Source organism: Silvanigrella sp. (assembly GCF_044369315.1).
Classification (GTDB): domain Bacteria; phylum Bdellovibrionota_B; class Oligoflexia; order Silvanigrellales; family Silvanigrellaceae; genus Silvanigrella.
In genome coordinates, this window is sequence record NZ_JBIPMD010000036.1 from 1 (window position 1) to 20554 (window position 20554).

Here is a 20554-nt window from a genome sequence, read left to right on the forward strand (position 1 = left end):
CATCTAGTTGGCTTGGGGGAATGGATGTCATGCCAGCTCTATAATTTTCAGCTTCGCTTGCCGCATAATTTAAACCTAATCCAATAACGGCAGCAAAAAAGGGACTTAGTTTTAACCCTAAGTGAGGCAATCCATAAAAAATAATATAAAGTTGAATTAATAAAGGAGTTCCACGAATTATTTCAACATACATAAGAGCTATTTTAGAGAAAAAGGGAGGTGCATGTAAACGAACGATAGCTATAAATAAACCTAAAGTTACAGCTAAAATCATTGCTAAAATAGAAATTTGTAAGGTAACAATAGCTCCTTTTCCTAATAAGGGTAAAAAACTAGCATATTGTTTTACTTTATCAACCCAAGTGTGTTCAATTCCTATTTGTTTTAAATAATCTTGATAGGCAACGGGTTGGGTTTTATATTCTGCAGAGACTCCCCATTCTTCTGCTGTCGTTTTATTCCATAGACCCCATTTTTCAAGAATATTTTGCATTTCTCCATTTTTAATAAGGTCATCTATCGCTTTATTTATTTTTAAACGTAGTTCTTTGTCCTTTTGACGAAAAGCAATGCCATATTCCATTCTTCCAACAGGAGGGCCTACAAATTTAAGCTTTGGATTGTGTTTTGCGTAATATTGAGCGATAGGTAAATCAAGTAAAACCGCATCAAGTCTATCACCAATGGCAAGATCTGCATATGCATTTACTTCAACATCATATTTGGCTATTTTAACATCACCAACATCTTCTAATATTTTATAAGCTAAAGAAGCGGGTAAAGTAGCAACTCGTTTTCCTCTTAAATCTGTTAATTTATTGATATCATAATTTTGTTTATTTACTACAATTTGTTCACTTGTGATATAATAAGGGTCAGAAAAACTAATTGTTTGTTTTCTCTCATCAATAATTTCGAGACCATCAATTACCAGGTCATAATTTCCGGCAAGAAGGCCAGGAATGAGTCCTTCCCATTGATTTTGGACAAATTCGGCTTTCATACCTATATGATTTGCAATGGCATTAATGATATCTGCATCAAGTCCTATTACTTTATTAGGGTCTTTTGCATCGCGAAATACATAAGGAGCGCCGCTATTTGCATCGCTCCCCCATTTTAATATTTTTTTATCTTCGTTACTGTAAGAAAGAATAGGAATAAATAAACAAAATAAAGAAACAATGAGGTAACGGAAGTTAAACATTATTGTGTTTTCTCCATTCTTTTAGTTGAAATTTCTTAAAAAATGACGAGTTCTTTCGTCACTTGGAGAGGTAAATATTTGTTCTGGAGTCCCTATTTCGACTATTTTTCCATCTTGCATATGGACAATATGGTCAGCAACATCACGCGCAAATCTCATTTCATGCGTGACAACGATTTGGGTCATCCCTTCATTATCTAACGTTCTCATTACTTGGAGAACTTCGTGTACAAGACCCGGATCGAGTGCCGAGGTTGGTTCATCATATAAAATAGCTTTGGGAGACATGGCTAAAGCTCGTGCGATAGCTGCGCGTTGCTGCTGCCCTCCTGAAAGCTGGCAGGGGTAATGATCAGCGTGCGTGGAAAGACCAACCTTAGCAAGGAGATCTTTTGCTTTTTCTTTGGCTTCATTATGAGACATTTTTTTACGACTATGGGCGCTTTTGTAATATTTTCTAGCAAAGTTAGATGTGGAAATAAGTTAAAATTTTGAAAAACCATCCCAACATTTTCACGTATGGCACGGGCTTTTTTATCAAAATCAGATTGAGAATGAGAAAAATTTTTATTTTTTTCAAGAACAACACCATTGATTACAATGGTGCCAGAATCTAGAGTTTCTAATCCATTGAGGCAGCGCAATAAAGTAGATTTACCACAACCAGATGGTCCAATTAAAACAGTAAGTTCTCCTGGAGTTACTTCAAGATTGATATTACGAAGTACCTCAAGATTTCCATGTCTTTTTGATAAATTCTTTATAGAAATATAAGCACCCGTAGCGCTAATCATCATAAAAACTCCTAATTTATTTCCAGAAGGAGAAAGTCGAGAGAGTATTCATCTCTAGTACCGAGGATTTGCAGGTAACATAAATTAAAAGGATTTGGAAACAAAAGATTTTAAAATTTTTAAAGGCCAAAAGAGTTGTTTCGTTGTCTAATGGGTAATGTCGTTCTGATATGGGCTCATATCATATTTTTTCAAAATTGCAGAATATTTCTTTATCTTCATAAATTTTTGAATTGCTATTCTTAATTCATCTTCGTCTTTGGTGTGCAAATTCAAAGTGCTTGCAAGCCAAATTTGGCTTTCATAAATTTGGAAAAATTGATTTAAATCATTTTGAATATGATATTTATTTATAAAGTACATGGCCTTTACTTTTGGTGCGATCCAAGCGTCTATTTCTCGTGATTTAAGTCTATTTATGCAAATATCATCGCTTGGGCAAAAATACATCTTATTCTCTAATCCAAAAGATCTTAATATGCTTTCTCCAGATCCACCAGAATGGGTTCCAATTATATTTAAATTTTTTAAATTATTAATACTTGTTATTTCTTTAGAAGTTCTCATATTAAAAACACATGTCTGCTCTTCTATTAATGGATATATCCAATGATATTTATATTCTCTCTCTGGGGTTCTAAATAAATAATAAAGTATAAATTGTGAGTTTATTTCTTCTTTTGTTCTATGAATTAAATTATCTTTTAAAGTAAATTTAAATTTTATATTTGCAGGGTTTAATGCTTCATTCATAATATCATAGAAAATTCCTTTTTGTTTTGAGGAAGCCTCTATTATTGAATAGGGAGGATTATCATCCAATGCGATTTGATAAATATTTTTAATAGCAAAAATTTTAAGAAAAATAAATTGAAATAGTAAAATGATAAAAAATTTTATTATTTTGTAAATATAATTATTTTTTGAATAAATCGTGATCATTAAAAATATATCCTTTATTACAATATTAATAATCAGCATTATATATTTAAAATAAAAAAATTGTTTTTTTTCAAAAAAGTCAAAATTTTGTCTTTCATATTAATTTTTATTAAACTTAACAAATATTTCGATTTATTAAAATCGTTAAAAATATCTTGAATCCAAATTTTTATAATAGTAAAGAGATGAAGTCTTATTTGGAAAGGTATCAAAAATGAAACAAATGTTTAGAATTGTAATGGTCTTTTTCTTCAATTGTATTTTTATATTAAATGGATATGCCGTTGTAAAACAACACGATTATCATGATGAATTAAAAACAGTAACATTATTGCTTGATTGGAAACCAAACACAAATCATCTTGGATTCTATGTTGCTAAATCAAAAGGTTATTATAATGATGAAGGTATTCAAATTAAAATTTTAAATCCTTCACAAACAACAGGAACAGCTCTTGTTGGCACTGGAAATGCAGATTTTGGAATAAGTTATGCAAACAATCTTCTTTATGCCAGAAATGCAAATGTTCCTATTGTTTCTATAGCAGGAATAATTCAAAATGATACTTCTTGTTTTGTGTGGAGAAAGTCCTTACTCATAAAAAATATAAAAGATTTAGAAGGAAAGAGATATGGTGGATGGGGACGTCCTGAAGAAAATGCAACATTAAAGTTTATCATGCAGAAAAATGGAGCTGATTTTTCTAAAATTAAAATCATGACAACTGGCACCCAAGATTTTTTACCTGCAACTTTAAAAAATGTAGATTTTACATGGGAATATAAAGGCTGGAATATTCTTGCTGCAGAATTAAATCATGTCCTTGTGGATACTTATTGTCCTTCTGAGCATTTTTCCGAATTAAATAAACCATCTCCTTTAATAATAACAAGCGAAAATATGATAAAAAATAAACCTGAATTAATTAAAAAATTTATGAATGCAACTTCGAAGGGCTATGAATTTGCAATCCATCATCCTGAAGAAGCAGCAAAACTATTTATGAAACAAGTCCCAGAATTAGATTCTAAATTAGTTTCCGCTTCTGCAAAATTTTTAGCGCCATTATATAAAGCAGATTCCAAAAAATGGGGATATTTAAATGAGAAAAAATTTGAAAATTATTCAAATTGGATGAAAAAAGTAGAGTTGATTGATAAGGTTCCAAATACAAAAAATTATATTAATAATTCCTTTATTCCCTAATTGTCAGTATTAGGATTGAACTAAACTTATATCTAGAATCCAATGACCATTTTTAAGATTAATATCTCCATCTTTTAAATTTAATTGGTCTGAAAAATAAGGTGCTTGATAAATAATGGTTTGAAATTCGCCATTTTCTCCAAACAGATCCACTTTTTTTACTCTAAATTCTTCTATAATTTCTTTATCTAAATCGCGGGATAAAAAGTCTCGTGTTAAATACTTTTCATTTACTGAAATAATTTTAGCTTTAAAACCCAATTCAAGAAATTCAGATAAAATACCTTCCTTATCGCGACGCCATAAAGGTGTTAAAGTCCCTATATTTTGTGAAGTACATATATTTTCTATAAGTTCTTTTTGTTCTTCATTTGTAATAAAAGGAAATACTCCGCAATATATTTTATATTTTTTTAGACTATTTATTGTTTGTTTATAATTTTCACTAAAATCATCCATAGAAGTATTAAAAATAAGCAGAGGAATTTTTAAAAGGTCAGCTTGTGCGCGCAAAAGAGAAGGGGATAAATGATTTGTCTTTTGTGTCATTCCTGTATCAATTAAAGGTGCAATTAAGCATTTAACTTGATTTGTCTTTAGTGCATGGTAAAGACTCAAGCAGCTATCATGTCCGCCACTCCAAGCACAAAAAAGGTTATTTTGTTCCAAGATGAGTTTTCCTTTATTTTAATAAGAAAAGATAGGCCATGAGGCCAGAAGAGCAGACAAACTATATTCATAAATTTATTTTTTTACAATAAACCTAGAGGAATACTAGCTATTAAAATTTATGTGACAAATTTGTGTCAAAAATATTTCAAAATTTAGCAAAAGCCACTTAATAGCCAAATTCTTTTAACAACATAGGAATATAAATTCCTATAAAAATAGAATAACCCTCCCTAAGTTTAAGAATTGAGGGCAAAAATATTGACTCTTTTCTTTCTTGAGTTATATTAGAGGGTTAGATCTATGAAGTTTCGAATAAAGTCTTTTACTCAACTTTGGGCAATTTCGATTGCTTTTGCTAGCGCCTCATTTGCTAGTGCTAACGAATTAGTCACTGGAGCGGGTTCAAGTTTTATTGCACCGGTACTTTATAAATGGTCAGCTTCCTATAATACTGAAAATGGAACAAAAATTAATTACCAGTCTACAGGATCAGGTGCTGGTATTAAACAGATCGAAGGCAAAATCGTAGATTTTGGCGCTTCTGACATGCCTTTAAAATTGTCCGATCTCGATTCAAAAGGATTATTTCAATTTCCCGCGATCATTGGTGGAATTGTCATTATTACAAATATCCAAGGCATTAGCCAAGGACAGCTTATTTTAAATGCAAAAATAATTGCTGAAATTTATAGCGGACAAATTAAAAATTGGAATGATAAGCGTATTGCAGATCTAAATCCGCATGTTACTTTACCAAATAAAAATATAATTGTTGTTTATCGTTCAGATGCTTCAGGAACAACTTATAATTTTACGTATTTTCTTGAAAGAGCGACTACTGGTATTTGGAAAGCAGGAACAGGCACAGCTGTTTCTTGGCCATCAGGAATTACAGGTGTTGGTGGAAAAGGAAACGAAGGTATTACAACTATGGTGAAACGTGCACCAGGTTCTATTGGATATGTTGAATATGCTTATGCAATGCAAAATAAATTAGCATGGGCTCGTCTTCAAAATGCAGATGGCAATACCGTTCCCCAAATCGATGCAAAAGATTTCAAAGATGAAAAGAAGGTTAGTGAAGCTTTTCAACAATCTTTCCAAGCTGCCGCTTTACATGCAGATTGGGAAAAGTCTCCTGGTATGTACGTTCTTTTAGCTAATCAAAAAGGGTCTCTATCATGGCCCATCACAGCATCAACTTTTATTCTAATTCATAAAAATCAAATGAATCCTAAAATAGGATCTGAAGTTTTAAAGTTTTTCCATTATGCTTTTACAAAAGGTTCTGGTTCGGCTAAATCTTTAGATTACATTCCTATTCCTGAAAATACTTATAAATTAATACAAAAAAAATGGGCGTCTGATATTAAGTCAGACAAAGATAAATCACCATTGTGGAAATAATGAAAACAAAGTTTTGAATTTACTTATTTAATTGATCTTGAGCTTTTTATTTGGAGAATGGTTTTGGGAGATTTTTTATTTTCAAACTTAACTCGGATTTTTGCATGGTTCGCATTTTTGCTACTCATGTGTGTTTTATTTTCTTTGTGTGTAGCAAGTGCACCCGCAATCCATGCTTTCGGTTTTCATTTTTTAATTAGCGATGTCTGGGATCCAGTTCAGGGACATTTTGGTGCATTGAGTGCGATTTGTGGTACTTTAATGACTTCTCTTATTGCCATGATGATTGGTGTTCCTTTAAGCCTTGGCATTGCTGTTTTTATTTCTGAAATTTCTCAAGGAAAAATTTCCAAAATAGTTCGAACATTAATCGATCTTATGGCGGGCATTCCAAGTATTATTTATGGGATGTGGGGATTATTAGTTCTTGCTCCTTTTTTATCCAACCATATCCAACCCGTTGTGTCTGAAGCTGTAGAAGATATTCCCTTTTTAAATACCTTATTTGGGGGACCTCCCTTAGGCATTGGAATTTTTACAGCAGGATTGATATTAGCAATTATGATCATTCCTTATATCTCTTCAACACTAATTGATATGTTTCGCTCTGTTCCCGCTGTTTTAAAAGAAGCCGCTTATGGAATTGGTGCAACACGTTTTGAGGTTGTTCGTAAAGTAATTGTTCCTTATGTTCGTAAAGGAATGATTGGAAGTCTTATGTTAGGTCTTGGAAGAGCTCTAGGCGAAACCATGGCTGTTACCTTTGTTATTGGTAATTCAAAAGAATTAACTTCGTCTTTATTTATGCCTGGAACAACAATTTCAGCATCTATTGCGAATGAATTTAATGAAGCTACAGGACAATTATATCCTGCTTCCTTGCTTGAGCTTGGAATGATTCTTTTTGTACTTTCTTTTTTAATATTAGCATTTGCTCGTTTGCTTATGTTACGTATCAATAGAAAGAAAGCGGGAGCTCATTCATGAAAAGAAATCAAGTTACTCGTAAACTAAATAATAAAATATTTACTTCTCTTTGTATTGGTTCTGTTTTATTTGGAATTACGATATTAAGTTCTATTTTTTATGCATTAATTATTCATGGTTTTCCTGCATTAAGCTTAAATTTCTTTTTTATGGATACTCCTGCTCCCGATTCCATTGGAGGAGGTTTAAGAAATGCAATTGTTGGAAGTTTTATTATTACAGTTGCTGCTGTTTTAGTTGCTACTCCTGTAGGTATTTTTGCAGCTACTTTTTTATCAGAATATGCTCGAGGCAAAAAAATTGCTTCTGTGATTCGATTTGTCAATGATGTTTGGCTAAGCGCACCATCTATAATTGTTGGTCTATTTGTATATACCGTTGTTGTTCATCCTATGGGCAATTACTCAGCTTTTGCAGGAGCTATTTCTCTTGCCATGATCGCTTGCCCTATCATTACCCGCAGTGCTGAAGACATGCTTAATTTGGTACCTAACGAATTAAGAGAGGCTGCCATAGCTCTTGGCTTACCAAAGTGGCGTGTTATTGTTTACATCGCCTGGCGTGCTTCAAAACAAGGGATTCTTACTGGAATTTTATTAGCCATTGCTCGAATTTCCGGTGAGACGGCTCCGTTACTTTTTACTTCTTTAAACAATCAGTTTTGGAGTACAAGTCTTTCACAACCGATTGCGAACTTACCAGTTACTATTTATCAATTTGCCATGAGCCCATATCATAATTGGCAAGATCTTGCTTGGGGTGGGGCGCTCCTTATTACAGTCGTAGTTTTATTTTTAAATATTTTAACTCGCTATTTTGCTAAGTCTGGGGGAAAACGCTCATGAACTTTTTTCTAAATTCTTCTAAAAATCCTGCATTTTCAGGTCAATCTTCATCAGGGATTCCCGAAACAGAAGGGGGGTTAGATAATTTGGTTGTATTAAGAGATAGTTCACAAATTTCTATTCAAGATCTTAACTTTTACTATGGTAACAAACATCGCTTAAAAAATATCAATATCTCTTTTCGTAAAAATAAAATTACGGCGCTAATTGGTCCATCAGGATCTGGAAAATCAACATTATTAAGAACAATAAATCGAATTTATAGTTTATATCCAGAGCAAAAAGCTTATGGAAGTATCCTTGTGCATGGAAAAAATATTCTTGAATCCAATGTGGATTTAAATGAATTGCGCACTAAAATTGGAATGGTTTTTCAAAAGCCGACTCCATTTCCTATGTCTATTTATGAAAATATTGCATTTGCAGTTAAAATGCATGAAAAGCTAAGTAAAAAAGATTTACAGCATCGAGTAGAATGGGCTTTAAGAGCTGCTGCTTTATGGGATGAAGTTAAGGATCATTTAAACGCTTCAGGATTAGGACTTTCCGGTGGGCAGCAACAACGTCTTTGTATTGCAAGAACAATTGCTGTAAAGCCTGATATTTTATTATTAGATGAACCTTGCTCTGCTCTCGATCCTATTTCAACTCAAAAAATTGAACATCTTTTGATGGAACTCAAAAAAGATTTTACAATAGTTATGGTAACACACAATATGCAACAAGCCATGCGTGCAAGTGATGATACTGTATTTATGACAAACGGAGAAATTGTAGAAGCTTCAGATACAAAAACATTTTTCTCTAATCCTAAAGATAAACAATCGCTTGATTATGTTCATGGTAAATTTGGTTAAAATAATTTAATAAAAAGAAATATTTTCCCCTAACAATTTAGTTTCTTTTTTTTAACCATTCCCTATAAGCACCAATGTTAATATTTATACTCTTTTTATATTCACAAATTTGAGGTGCTTTTCCGATATTTGCATGAATAATTCCAACTATTAAAAATTCATGCCCTCTTTTTACAAAAAGAGGGCCTCCCGAATCTCCTTGGCAAATTCCATAATTATCATCTTCAACAAAAAGAAATGCTTTTCTAGGATTATCTAAATAAGATGGCGAAATATAAGGTGACATAACCGTTATATAGAATTCGCCTAAAGAAATATAGGAATCATTTTGAATTTTTATGTTACTTAAACTAAATTGAAAAAAATTAAAATCATAAAGCTTAGAAAAACCCCATTTTTTAATCCTTTTGATAGGTAAATCTGTTTCTTTATTTTTTCCATATCCTACTAAAATAATATTTTCATTTTGTGATATTTCTGTTGTTATTTTAGAAATTTTTGCCCCTAAATCACTTGCTTTTTTTTGTCGATTTTAATATTGCAATATCCGCAAGATTGCATTGATGGAATCCACTTAAAATGTTGTTTTTATTTGAGCAATTTTTTTTGAAAAAAGGATGAATTGTCAGCGAAGAAATAGATGAGGTATTTAGTTTATTTTTATTCAATGGGTAAATATCATGAGATAGATCTGAATATACCGTTATATTTTTAATTTCATTGTCTAATGTTTTTTTATTATTTGATAATTTATTTATGTCAAAACAATGTGCTGCAGTTAAAATAATATTTTCTGTTATAAATGTTCCAGAACATAATCCTGAACCAGAAACGATAGAAATAACGCTTTTTGATTCTGGGAAAATATTTAAAATATTTTCGTTAAACTCACAGCCATTTACAATTTTGTTGTTACTTGTATAGGATAAAGAGTCTGCATTTTCGCAATATTTATTTGAAATAATAGAATCTTTTTCTTTTTTATTGCAAGAGTATATTGTATTTGAAATTATAATAAAAAATAATAATAAATTACCGAAATATTTCATAGTTTCCTCAAATAAATTATTTTTATTAACGATAATATTTTTTAATTTTAGTTAAAATATTCGTTGTTTTTCTTAGTACTATATTTTTAATAAATTGAAAGGAAGATTGAATTATAATTTAAAATATTTATTTTAAGGTTTTATATCTTTAATGATTCGGGATAAACTTTCAAATACGACTGTTTTTTGAAGTTTTGTTGGAACAAATTGAATAAATTCATTGATTTCTTCTATGATTTCATTTTGAACTAAATCGGCAATCATGACTTCACCATCTTGTCTTCCTAAATCTGTTTGAAGAAGAATCGCAATTTCACTCTTTTTAAATTTATTTTGATTATTATTTTTGCGGCTAATTCTTGCTAAAGATGACATCCAAGGATGATATTTTTTAGGAGTAAATAAATTCGTTCCTTTTTTTACAACATTAATTGAAAACAAAGAATAATCTTCAAGAACTTGAAGGCTGGGGTTTGATAAAATTTTTCCGTATTTTTTATCTTCTATTTCTTTTATCAATCCACAATCAATAAAAGCTTTATAAATATTTTCTAGATAACTAAATTTTTTCATTAAAATATTTTCGGCTAATGTTAAAAAATCATTCATTTGTAATATTGGTACGTTAAGATCATTCATAATGCAGGCCTTGCGTGCAAAAGAAGCAAGTAAACTTGCTAATTGAGCAGAATGATGGTGTGAAGTTCCTATATTTCGAAGTAAATTTTTTTCATTTAATTTTGTAGCAATAAGCAAATCATTAACATGTTTTAATCTATTAATTGCGTCTTTCATAACTGCTTGGCTCCAACCAGGCAGGCTTTTAAAAGCTTCAGCAAGACCTTCATTTTGATAAAAAATAGCTACTGTTTGGGTAACTGCGCGGGCTGTTGCTGTTCTTGGTTCTCTAGAAAAAAGAGTGATGGTACCCAACACATCACCTGCTTTTAAAGTACCTAAAATGACTTCTGTATTTTCTCTTATTCGAAAAATCTCAATTTCACCTTCTTGCACATGATATATGCCATTTGTTTGATCACCTTCATTAAAAATGATTTGTTTTGGTGCAAATGTGAGGGTTTCAGGTTTCACGATGCACCTGTCCACGAAGGTGGTAAAGCTGCTTTTAAGGCTTCTACTATTTCTTTACGGTTTAGTTTTCCGACGTAGGCATCTGCTCCCGCTTGTTTTGCTCTTTCTTTATTTACATCTCCTGTAAGACTGGAATGGAGGATAATTGGCATTTTCTTTAGTTTTTCACTTCCTCTAATTCGTTTTACAAAAGAGTATCCATCTAATTTTGGCATTTCAACATCACTAACGATAAGTTGAACTTTGCTTAAATCAGAACCTGGCTCAGAATTGCTGAGATCCTGCCATGCGGCTTCTGCGTTGGTGTATTCAATAATATCAAGCTGCATTCCTCTTAATAATTCACAGATTGCTCTTCTTGCTGTAGGTGAGTCATCAACTACTAAAATTAAAGGCCTTTTCGAATTATTTTGTGAGTTGTTATTATTTCCTGGAGAGGTAGAAGCCATTCCCGTATTTTGATTCGAATTCACGGGATTATCGATAGCAAAGGATGAAGTTCCTTGTCCTCCACTTCTGCTTTCAATATCTAGTAAAATGCGTTCAAAATCTAAAATAAAAATAAAGTCTTGATTTTCAATTAACATCATTCCTGTAATGGTATTAAAAGCATCACTCGAGGGAGGAAGAACTTTATCCCAGCTAACCCTTCTAATTCTTCTTGTTCCTGCAACAACAAATCCTGCTTTTCTACTTGAAAACTCTGTTACGATAACTTGGCTTGTGGGTGTTACGACCTCATCATCATATCCTAATGCTTTAGCTAAATGGATTGCAGGAATGGGAGCGCCTCTTAAATTAAATACACCTAATACTTCAGGCGCATTAGTTAAGCAGGGAACGATTGTCGGAAGTCGAATGACTTCTCTTACTTTCGCAACGTTAACTCCATACAATATTGGTGTTTTTCTATCAGAAGATGTTACTGCACTTGTTTTTGTTGCAGTAAATTCAATTAGCTCAAAGATATTACTACCCACTTGAAACATGGGTCTACCAATGCTAACCACACAATCTCCTAATAAAGGATAAGTCTTTTTCTTATATCGGTATTATGGCTTATTTCTAGAGATAAGGATTTAGGCTACTGTCTTTTTTTCATCAGGTTTTATTTTATCAATGTCATTAATGCCAAGGGAAATACTTTCAAAAATGACTCTTTTTTGCAGCATGGGTGCGTTTAATATGATTCTCATGCTTGCTTGATCGGCACCTTTTTCAGATAAAAGTTTTAGGGATAATAACTGTACTAAAATATCATCACCATCTTCTCTTCCTAGCTCTCTATTTATTAAATTTGCAAAATCCACTTTCATAAAAGATCCACTTTTTTCTTTGAATCTTTTATGAATACGAATTAAGCCACTAACCCATTTATGGCATTTAATGGGGATAAATCCAGTAAGTCCTTTTTTTGCAATATTAGCTGAAAATAAAGCAAAGTCTTCTATTAATTGAACATTTGGTGAAAGTATGATGTTACCATATTTTTTATCAAATATCGTTTTTATGAGGCCGCCTGATGAATATAAATTAAATATTTTTTCTAAATAATCAAATTTTTTATTTAAGATTAATTCTCCATTTACTAAAAAAGATTTTAATGGATAAATTTTGTTTTCATCGTGTTCGATTGTTCCTTGTCTTATAAAAGCAGCAAGCAAATAGGCTAGTTGGGATCCATGCTGATGAGGTGATCCTGTGCTTTTAATGAGTTTTTTTTCATTGACTCTAACTTCAATGAGTTGTTGGCTAAAAAACTTAATTCGTTCTGTTGCCGATTTAATAAAAATATTAATAATAGGATTCACTTCGTTGAAATAGGGATTAATCGCTTCTAATGGATAAAATAACGCGACGGTTTGAACTACCGTTCTTGCTGTAACAACATGTCTTTCTTTTGAAAGAAGTGTGGATAGGCCAATTATTTGACCTCGTGCAATTTCACCTAGAGGGATCTCATGGCCTTCTATCGTTTTAAAAAGTTCTAATTTTCCTTCTTGAATAACGTAAATTCCTTTTGTTTCATCCCCTTCTTGCACAACTATAGTTTTTGGTGAAAGCACGATGCTTGCGTTTTTCACTAATGATTTCCATTTTCAATGAAAAGAATTATCAGCCTAGGATTCTTTTCGGAATTTAAGATAAAATCTATATTAAAGTGAAATTGACGAAATCCTTTTTTGCTTTATGAATCTTAAACATTTGAGAAAATATCAAATGTTTATTTATTCTTAACTATTTTTTGATTCCTCAAGGAGAGAGGCATGATACTAATTGAGATTGTATTTAAAATTGCTTATTATTTATTATATTTTTATATGTTATGTTTAATTATTACGGGGATTTTAAGTTTAGTAGGGGCAAATCCATCAAATCCTTTGGTAGGATTTTTGAATGCTCTTACTTCACCACCGTGCCGTTGCATTACTAGAAAATTTCCAAAACTCATTGTTCGAAGTCAACACGGATTTTATGATTTGTCACCTATTGTTTTAATTTTAATTGTTGGTTGTCTTATGATTATTGTTCAAACGGTGGCAAATCATCTTGGTTTTTATGTTTAAAGAATTAATATTCCGCTTTAGGTATTTTATTTTGTAATTTTGTGTTTTTGAAGTTTTCGGAAATAGAGTCTCTAATAATATTGCTTGTACTACCTGCAAACTTTTGAGCAAACAATTCTGAAAAAGATTGAATATCATCATAATAAAAAACTTCTGGAGTGGTTTTTAATTTTGCTAAAGTAACTATTTCAGAAATAGCAGTTTGTTTTGAGCCTATGATATCTATTAATTTCAAATTTAATGCTTGTGGCCCTAAAATAACGCGTCCATCAGACATAAATTTCATAGTGGCATCACTTGTTTTTCTGCCTTGTTTTACATCATCTACAAATTGAGTTCTTGTTTCTTCTATTAATTCTTGAAGATATTGTTTGTCTTTTTCATTCATAGGGCGTGTTATTGACCCTGTGTCTTTCAAAGCGCCTGTTTTAATTACGAAGGGATTTATTTTTAAAAATTGAATGAGTTTGTCTGCTTCAAATCCATTCATAATAACGCCAATACTTCCAATAATACTGCCACGATTTGCAATAATTTTACTGGAAGAAGCGCTTGAGTAATAAGCTCCACTTGCAGCAACTTCTCTTACATAAGTAACAACAGGTTTTATTTTAGTGATTTCTTTTATCGTGTCATAAATTTCTTGGCTTGGAACAACGGAACCGCCAGGGCTATTTACATCAAATAAAATACCAACAACATGTTTATCGTCTCGAGCTGTTTCCAATTTTTCAATGATTAATGCTGAGTTTTCAGGGATAATTTCACCGTAAAGTCGAACTCCAGCAATATAAGGTGCAGATGTATTTGGTGTTGTAAATGTGAGACCCGTTTTTGCTGAGTTTGAAGCGCCCATTGAGGAAGAAAATGTCTTAATTCCACTTGAAAAGCTATAAATAGAAATGGAAACAATTCCTACAAATATGACAAATAAAACAACAGAAATGACTCCAATAGTAGCGAAAACGGATTTTATCGCAGTTACTAAAGAATGAGAACGTTTTGGTAAAACTGCGTTTTGATCTTCTTGATGAGAACTCATAAATACCTTTCAAAATGAATAGAATTTATATACAAAAATAAATAAACTCTTGAGCTTTGCTACAGTATCACAAAATTCAAGAGTCTAAAATTTTCTGGTATCAAAAATAATATAAAGATTAGATATTATCTTTAGTTGCTTTTGCGCGAGCAAATGCTTCTGCAAAGCTATTTTGTGGAGACGCTTCATTGTTTAAAGCCGCTTGAATGGCTTTATTATGAGTTTCATCTAGACCGCGAGTTGCTGCTTTTTGTGAAAGTTCAAAACGGCGTTCTGCATAGTCTACACTTAGGATAATGTAATCAATATCAGTATCAATAGCTACATTTGGGTTTTCAAGTTCAGTTGTGTGAACAAGACCTTCAACACCTGGAGCGATTTCTACAAAGGCACCAAATTCAGCCATGCGTGTAATTTTACCTTTGCCTTTTGTTCCTGGCATAAGTTTTTTCGCAGCGACTTCATATGGATCTTCACCTAATTGTTTAATGCCAAGTGAAAAGCGCATGTTTTCAACATCAATTTGAAGAACTTTTGCTTCTACTTCGTCACCTTTTTTGTAAAGATCTTGTGGGTGTTTGATGCGTTCTGTGTAGCTGATATCAGATACATGGATTAAGCCGTCAACACCTTCTTCGATACCAACAAAGATACCAAAGTCTGTGATATTGCGAATTTTACCGCGAATAACATCATTTACTTGGTATTTTTGAGTTACGATTTCCCATGGATTTGGTTCTGTTTGTTTCATTCCAAGAGAAATGCGGTGGTTTTCAAGATCAACAGCAAGAACAACAACTTCAACTTCGTCACCGATGTTTACAATTTTGCTTGGGTGTTTAATGCGGCGGTTCCATGTCATTTCAGTAACGTGGATTAAACCTTCTACGCCTGGCTCTAATTCAACAAAAGCGCCGTAGTCTGTTAAACTAACTACTTTACCACGTAGGCGTTGAGCGGAAGCATATTTTTCAGCTACAGAAACCCAAGGGTCATTTTGAAGTTGTTTTAAGCCGAGAGAAACGCGGTTGCTGGAAGGATCAAAGCTAAGAACTTTAACATTGATTTCGTCACCAACATTTAAAACTTCAGATGGGCTATTGAGGCGTCCCCAAGACATATCTGTAATATGTAGAAGGCCATCTATGCCACCTAGATCAATAAATGCACCATAATCTGTGATATTTTTAACGATACCGATCATGGAAGAACCAACTTGGAGTCCTTTTAGAGTTTCGCTGCGCATACGCTCACGGTCTTGCTCTAAAAGTACGCGACGTGAAAGAACAATGTTCCCACGTTTTTTGTTGAATTTAATAATTTTGAATTGAAGAACTTGGCCAAGAAGTTTTTCAAGGTTGCGCACAGGGCGAAGATCTACTTGGGAGCCAGGTAAGAACGCCTTCACGCCGATATCAACAGAAAGACCACCTTTTACGCGGCCAACGATTTTACCTTCAACGAGTTCGTCTTTTTCGAATGCGTCAGAGATACGATCCCAAGCTTTGAGCATGTCTGCTTTATCTTTGGAAAGTACAAGTTCGCCTTCGTCATCTTCAAAAACGTCAACAAAAACGTCAATAACATCACCAACTTTAAGTGAAAAAATGCCGTTTTCAGATGTGAATTCGCTTTTTGGAATTTCGCCAGCAGATTTGTGGCCGATATCAATTACAACGCTGTCATCTTTAATTTCGATAACGCGACCCTTAACAACTTGACCTTCTTTGATCACGCTTTGGGATTCTTCTTGCGCTTTAAATAAAGCAGCAAATCCGTCTGGAATTTCTTCTTGTGATAAGAAGTCGACGTCTTCGTCTAACCATTCAAGGGAGTTGTAATTTACTTTTTTCTTGGAAATATCGGAGTGGAGACTTGCCATATGAGCGGAATACCTTTCTAAATAGCCGTAAAACATTTTGTATAAGAAAGAGTTGTTTTGCGGGAAAAAGCTAATAATATAGCTACGTTAAATATAGATACGCAAAATATTGCGTAAGTCGGGACGAACGTAGCACATTTGAATTATCTTGTATAGTTATTATTATTTCTTCTTTTTTGCATGTTTGAATGCAGAAGCAAAGATACTTGTGTCGTCACGATTTGTAGGAATTAGCACCTTAGCTTCGTTCGACTTATACTCTTCCCATTGTTTCATTAAAGCTTTGTCTTCTTCGCTCATTTTAGAAAATTCATCGCGTTTTTTACCTTTGAATTTATTTATGAGTTCTTCAGGCATGGGGCCTTTAATGGATAAACTTAAACGATGAGCACCGAGATCAGCTGCTAGCACATGAACCTTAACAGATTGTCCTTCTGCTAAAATATCTTTAGGATGGTTAATTCTTTTTTCCCAAGTAATTTGGTGAATTGGCACGAGTCCATCAACACCATCTGCTACATTTACAAATGCACCTGAGTCAATCATACGAACAACCGTTCCTTGAAGAACAGCGCCAGGATGCAAACGAGTAGCATTGGAAATCCAAGGGTCTTCGCCAGCTTCTTTCATAGTAAATGCTATTTTTAATTTTGGAGTACGTTCAATTTTAATAATTTTAACATTAACTTGTTCACCTAAGCGAACAGCTTCATCGGCTTTTTTTAGTCTTTTCCATGCCATTTCGCTTAATGGAATAAGGCCTTCAATCCCGTCAATTGATGCAAAGGCACCAAAGTCTACTAAGCGAGTAATCGTTGCTAAGTGGCTTTGTCCTACTTCAAGTTTTTCGAGAATGAAGGATATTTTGCTGTCTAATTCTTGGCGTAAAATCGCTTTACGAGATAAAACAACGTTTCTTCCTTTTAATTCTGTGATTGTAAACTTAAAAGTATTTCCAACATAAATTTCTGGATTGTCAAAATGCGTAAGATCCATTTGTCCTAAAGGAACAAAACATCTTTTGGCTCCAACAGTTGCTTCAAATCCACCTTTGATGACTTTTTCTACTTTTGCTTCAATAGGAATTTTAGCTTCAAAGGCGTTTCTTAATAGAGAGTCATCCACTTCATTGCGACGAAGAGTGCGAGTTAAGAGGATTTCGGAGCCATTATCTGTTCTAACAAATGCAGAAATTGTTTCTCCTACCTTAGGCACAGATTGAGAAGCGCTTGTAAATTCTTCAATAGATAAAGTTGCAGAGCTTTTTCCGCCAAGGTCAATAAAAACAAACTCTGAGCTAATGGAAACAACGTTACCTTCAACAGATTCCCCCATACTGTATCTACGTGAAGTTGGTGTGTGTTTATCATCTTGTAAAAGCTGTTCAAATTCGTTGGATTCTTCTGCTTCTGGAGCGAAAGGGTCACGTGCGTTTTCTTCTTTATCAATGTACCTAAATTTTGCCATTGCTGATTTGTCCTTATTGTTTGCTTTAACATATGCGCCAAGCATTACGTAAGCTTTTGTGCCATAATGTGAATATAAGATCAATTATTAAGGAAGGAGTCAGAAGTTGTCTCAATTTTTTATTTTTGCAATCATTCTATTATTTCCTTTTATAGCCCATTCAGCTACATATAAGCCTACTCTAAATATTCTTGCTCCCATTGGTGTAATGTCACCAAAAATCATTTCGCAATTTGAAGAAGATAACCAATGTAATGTTAGAATTGAATTTGTAGGAAGCCGTTATGAATATGAATCGAGGTTACGTGCTGGATTAAGAAACTATGATCTTGTAATTTCTGACGAGCGAATATTACAAAGATTGTTTTTACAACGACAATTAAGATCCCTAAATGAAGATGCTACTTTTTCTGCTAATGTAACTGGAAAATATCCTTTACAAGTGAAATCGAGATTAAATTCAGATGGACGTTCTTATTTTACTTTTTTGGCAGATCCTATGGGTATTGCTTATATTAAAAAGAATTTTATTTCAAAACAAACACAACCATCATGGGACTGGATTATATCTCCAGATGAAATTCCTTATTGGAGACAAAGAATATATGTCTCTAACTTTCCAAAACACCAATTGCTTTTAGCATTACTTGCAACGGGTAAAGAAATTACAACAGCATCGTGGTTTATACCCGAACCCACATTAAAATGGTTACAAAATTTAAAACTTCAAAGTGCTAATATTGAATATCCTTTAGAACTTGCATTTTTAGGTAACAAAATTGAAGCTGCCGTTATTTTTCGTTCCGATTATTTAAGGTTAAAAAAAGTTGTTCCCGATCTGAAGTTTGTCGTGCCTACTAAAGTAACATATTATGATAGAATCGGAATTGCTATTGTTTCAGATACGGTTCAAGAGGCTTTAGCGCAAAATTTTATAAAATTTTTGAATATCAAAAAAGACTCCTTAATTGTAAATGAAAATTATTTAAGCTATAACGTTTTAAATTATGAAGGTTCAGCAACTAAAAACTGGGTTCCTTATGATGATGATATTCCTATTCCAAGAAGGATAGAAAATATTTTAAACGATTTTTATAAAAAATAATCTTTAAAGAGGTTTATAATGGATTTAATAAGAATATCTATTCTTATTTTGTTTTTAATATTTTGTTATTTTTATTTAGTTAGATGTTTTATTTTGGTTATTCAGCCGCAAAAAAAAAGAATCGTATATTTTCTTGTACTTGTTTTTATGTTTCTTTTAAATACAGGATTTTGGGGGTCTAGATATTTTCGATGGCAAGGTCATTTGCCTAACTATTTCTATTATTTAGAATGGCTAAGTTACACTTGTTTAGGGCTTATGCTTTTTTTGTTAATCTGTTTTTTTATAGCCGATTTATTTTTTATTTTAAATAAAATGATTTATTTTTTTAAAAGAAAAAGTTTTCTTGAACAAGAAATTAAAAAAAACAAAATTCATTCTTCACGTCGAAGTTTTTTACATATGATTTCTGTAGGATGCGCTTCCATTTTATCAGGAATCGCTTTTTATAATGCAAGAAAAACTCCAGAAGTAAAAAAGGTTTTTGTTCCCATTTTAAATTTACATCCTGATCTAAAAGATTTTAATATTGTTCAATTAACTGATTTTCATATCGGTCAAACAATTGGTCTGAGTTACGTTCATTCTGTAATTGAAAGGGTCAATTCTTTAAATCCAGATATTATTGTAATCACTGGAGATCTCGTAGATGGTTTTGTTCATCAAATTAAAGATTGGGTAACACCATTATCTACATTAAAAGCAAAATATGGCATTTTTTATGTTACTGGAAATCATGAATATTATTGGGATGCTGCGGGTTGGATCCAATTTATGCAATCCATTGGCTGTGTTTATTTAGGAAATTCTAATAAAACAATTCCAATTGGAAATGCAAATGTTGTTATTGCCGGATTAACAGATTTATCAGCTGTAAAATTTAATGAAAATGAAAAAACAGATTATATAAAATCAACAGAAAATGCTTCGGTAAAATCCGATTTAAAAATATTATTAGCACATCAACCTAATAGTGCTTTTGAAGCCGCAAAACTGAATTTTTATGATTTACAAATTTCAGGTCATACTCATGGTGGGCAAATGTGGCCTATGACTTGGATGATTCATTTTATTCAATATTTTCGTCCTGGTTTAACTTTACATGAAAAAATGTGGGTCTATGTAAGTCGTGGAACAGGTTATTGGGGACCGCCTTCTCGATTAGGTTCTGATTCCGAAATAACTCATATTTTATTTAAGCAGGTTTAGCACCATAGTCCTCAATTTCTCTTTCTGTAATATTTTTTGGTACTTTAGGTATTCCTGGAATATCAAGATGCTTATCTGTACCCATTTCATAAATTTTAATGGGATCAATATGCTTATAACGGTAACTTCTAATTTCACAATAAGCGAGCCCATGGAGAAGAGGTAAAATATCATAAAATGGAGTCTCAGGAACAAATGGGGATGTTTCTTCTTTCATTCCAAG

Annotated in this window: 21 protein-coding genes and 1 pseudogene; 8 read left to right on the top strand and 14 right to left on the bottom strand. The window is 32.5% G+C overall.

Annotation, left to right across the window (positions count from 1 at the left end; all coding sequences use genetic code 11):
- The 4 genes and pseudogenes from ACIQ56_RS05035 to ACIQ56_RS05050 form a co-directional block, all read right to left on the bottom strand.
- Positions 1-1207, bottom strand: a 1207-nt coding sequence (locus ACIQ56_RS05035; protein ID WP_397599982.1) for an ABC transporter substrate-binding protein/permease, incomplete at its 3' end; no start/stop codon positions are given.
- Between the two features lie 21 nt (positions 1208-1228).
- Positions 1229-1495 (bottom strand): hypothetical protein, encoded by a 267-nt coding sequence (locus ACIQ56_RS05040; protein WP_397600001.1) that lies wholly within the window; start codon positions 1493-1495, stop codon positions 1229-1231.
- A 21-nt stretch (positions 1496-1516) separates the two neighbouring features.
- Positions 1517-2004 (bottom strand): annotated as a pseudogene (locus tag ACIQ56_RS05045) (amino acid ABC transporter ATP-binding protein); the annotation flags it as partial.
- Positions 2005-2148: 144 nt separating this feature from the next.
- Positions 2149-2943, bottom strand: coding sequence for a substrate-binding periplasmic protein (locus ACIQ56_RS05050; RefSeq protein ID WP_397599983.1), 795 nt, complete (start codon positions 2941-2943; stop codon positions 2149-2151).
- A gap of 214 nt (positions 2944-3157) precedes the next feature.
- Here ACIQ56_RS05050 and ACIQ56_RS05055 point away from each other — a divergent pair, with 214 nt between their 5' ends.
- Complete coding sequence (locus tag ACIQ56_RS05055) at positions 3158-4150, top strand: ABC transporter substrate-binding protein (protein ID WP_397599984.1); 993 nt, start codon at positions 3158-3160, stop codon at positions 4148-4150.
- 9 nt (positions 4151-4159) lie between these two features.
- Here ACIQ56_RS05055 and ACIQ56_RS05060 read toward each other — a convergent pair whose 3' ends face one another.
- Positions 4160-4819, bottom strand: a complete 660-nt coding sequence (locus ACIQ56_RS05060; RefSeq protein ID WP_397599985.1) for a diphthine--ammonia ligase — start codon at positions 4817-4819, stop codon at positions 4160-4162.
- 303 nt (positions 4820-5122) lie between these two features.
- Between ACIQ56_RS05060 and pstS the strand changes: the two genes are divergently transcribed.
- Genes pstS through pstB form a run of 4 tightly spaced genes read left to right on the top strand, consistent with a single transcriptional unit; the run spans position 5123 to position 8918 of the window.
- Entirely contained in the window at positions 5123-6229 is a 1107-nt protein-coding gene (pstS, locus tag ACIQ56_RS05065; protein ID WP_397599986.1) for a phosphate ABC transporter substrate-binding protein PstS, read from the top strand.
- A 57-nt stretch (positions 6230-6286) separates the two neighbouring features.
- Positions 6287-7216 carry a phosphate ABC transporter permease subunit PstC gene (gene pstC / locus ACIQ56_RS05070; protein ID WP_397599987.1) on the top strand — a complete coding sequence of 310 codons (930 nt, stop codon included), beginning with the start codon at positions 6287-6289 and terminating at the stop codon, positions 7214-7216.
- Positions 7213-8061: a phosphate ABC transporter permease PstA gene (pstA, locus tag ACIQ56_RS05075; RefSeq protein WP_153418170.1), complete on the top strand. Its 849-nt coding sequence runs from the start codon at positions 7213-7215 to the stop codon at positions 8059-8061. The genes pstC and pstA overlap by 4 nt, the downstream gene beginning before the upstream one ends.
- Positions 8058-8918 carry a phosphate ABC transporter ATP-binding protein PstB gene (gene pstB / locus ACIQ56_RS05080; protein ID WP_397599988.1) on the top strand — a complete coding sequence of 287 codons (861 nt, stop codon included), beginning with the start codon at positions 8058-8060 and terminating at the stop codon, positions 8916-8918. The genes pstA and pstB overlap by 4 nt, the downstream gene beginning before the upstream one ends.
- A gap of 37 nt (positions 8919-8955) precedes the next feature.
- Here pstB and ACIQ56_RS05085 read toward each other — a convergent pair whose 3' ends face one another.
- From ACIQ56_RS05085 to ACIQ56_RS05105, 5 genes are all read right to left on the bottom strand, one after another.
- Positions 8956-9204 carry a trypsin-like serine protease gene (locus tag ACIQ56_RS05085; RefSeq protein ID WP_397599989.1) on the bottom strand — a complete coding sequence of 83 codons (249 nt, stop codon included), beginning with the start codon at positions 9202-9204 and terminating at the stop codon, positions 8956-8958.
- A 223-nt stretch (positions 9205-9427) separates the two neighbouring features.
- Positions 9428-9967 carry a trypsin-like serine protease gene (locus ACIQ56_RS05090; protein ID WP_397599990.1) on the bottom strand — a complete coding sequence of 180 codons (540 nt, stop codon included), beginning with the start codon at positions 9965-9967 and terminating at the stop codon, positions 9428-9430.
- A gap of 132 nt (positions 9968-10099) precedes the next feature.
- Complete coding sequence (locus ACIQ56_RS05095) at positions 10100-11059, bottom strand: Crp/Fnr family transcriptional regulator (protein WP_397599991.1); 960 nt, start codon at positions 11057-11059, stop codon at positions 10100-10102.
- Entirely contained in the window at positions 11056-12069 is a 1014-nt protein-coding gene (locus ACIQ56_RS05100; protein WP_397599992.1) for a chemotaxis protein, read from the bottom strand. The genes ACIQ56_RS05095 and ACIQ56_RS05100 overlap by 4 nt, the downstream gene beginning before the upstream one ends.
- Positions 12070-12138: 69 nt before the next feature.
- Entirely contained in the window at positions 12139-13143 is a 1005-nt protein-coding gene (locus ACIQ56_RS05105; protein WP_397599993.1) for a cyclic nucleotide-binding domain-containing protein, read from the bottom strand.
- Positions 13144-13326: 183 nt separating this feature from the next.
- Here ACIQ56_RS05105 and ACIQ56_RS05110 point away from each other — a divergent pair, with 183 nt between their 5' ends.
- Entirely contained in the window at positions 13327-13626 is a 300-nt protein-coding gene (locus ACIQ56_RS05110; protein WP_397599994.1) for a YggT family protein, read from the top strand.
- A 4-nt stretch (positions 13627-13630) separates the two neighbouring features.
- Here ACIQ56_RS05110 and sppA read toward each other — a convergent pair whose 3' ends face one another.
- The 3 genes from sppA to ACIQ56_RS05125 form a co-directional block, all read right to left on the bottom strand.
- Complete coding sequence (gene sppA / locus ACIQ56_RS05115; protein WP_397599995.1) at positions 13631-14668, bottom strand: signal peptide peptidase SppA; 1038 nt, start codon at positions 14666-14668, stop codon at positions 13631-13633.
- A gap of 118 nt (positions 14669-14786) precedes the next feature.
- A complete protein-coding gene (locus tag ACIQ56_RS05120; protein WP_397599996.1) occupies positions 14787-16550 on the bottom strand; it encodes a 30S ribosomal protein S1 in 1764 nt (587 codons plus the stop codon).
- Between the two features lie 162 nt (positions 16551-16712).
- Positions 16713-18017, bottom strand: coding sequence for a 30S ribosomal protein S1 (locus ACIQ56_RS05125; protein WP_397599997.1), 1305 nt, complete (start codon positions 18015-18017; stop codon positions 16713-16715).
- A 106-nt stretch (positions 18018-18123) separates the two neighbouring features.
- Between ACIQ56_RS05125 and ACIQ56_RS05130 the strand changes: the two genes are divergently transcribed.
- Both ACIQ56_RS05130 and ACIQ56_RS05135 read left to right on the top strand, forming a co-directional pair.
- Positions 18124-19122, top strand: a complete 999-nt coding sequence (locus ACIQ56_RS05130) for a hypothetical protein (RefSeq protein ID WP_397599998.1) — start codon at positions 18124-18126, stop codon at positions 19120-19122.
- An 18-nt stretch (positions 19123-19140) separates the two neighbouring features.
- Entirely contained in the window at positions 19141-20331 is a 1191-nt protein-coding gene (locus ACIQ56_RS05135; protein WP_397599999.1) for a metallophosphoesterase, read from the top strand.
- Here ACIQ56_RS05135 and ACIQ56_RS05140 read toward each other — a convergent pair.
- A partial coding sequence (locus ACIQ56_RS05140) for a hypothetical protein (protein ID WP_397600000.1) occupies positions 20318-20554 on the bottom strand: 237 nt, incomplete at its 5' end. The genes ACIQ56_RS05135 and ACIQ56_RS05140 overlap by 14 nt on opposite strands.